General features: G+C 70.7%; 1 protein-coding gene. It reads left to right on the top strand.

Translation table 11 applies throughout. The annotated features are described in order from the left end of the window. Positions 1-434, top strand: a 434-nt coding sequence (locus tag JK359_RS38605) for a methionine adenosyltransferase domain-containing protein (protein WP_201844407.1), incomplete at both ends; no start/stop codon positions are given.

Here is a 434-nt window from a genome sequence, read left to right on the forward strand (position 1 = left end):
GGCATCAAGCTGGAGACCGAGGGCTACCGGCTGCTGGTCAACCCGACCGGCCGCTTCGAGATCGGCGGCCCGATGGGCGACGCCGGCCTGACCGGCCGCAAGATCATCATCGACACCTACGGCGGCATGGCCCGGCACGGCGGCGGCGCCTTCTCCGGCAAGGACCCGTCCAAGGTGGACCGCTCGGCCGCCTACGCCATGCGCTGGGTCGCCAAGAACGTCGTCGCGGCCGGGCTGGCCGCCCGCTGCGAGGTCCAGGTCGCCTACGCCATCGGCAAGGCCGAGCCCGTCGGTCTCTTCGTGGAGACCTTCGGCACCGCCAAGGTCGACCACGAGAAGATCGAGAAGGCCGTCGACGAGGTCTTCGACCTCCGTCCGGCCGCGATCATCCGCGACCTCGACCTGCTCCGCCCGATCTACTCCCAGACGGCGGC

Source organism: Streptomyces actinomycinicus, assembly GCF_016741775.1.
Taxonomy (GTDB): domain Bacteria; phylum Actinomycetota; class Actinomycetes; order Streptomycetales; family Streptomycetaceae; genus Streptomyces; species Streptomyces actinomycinicus.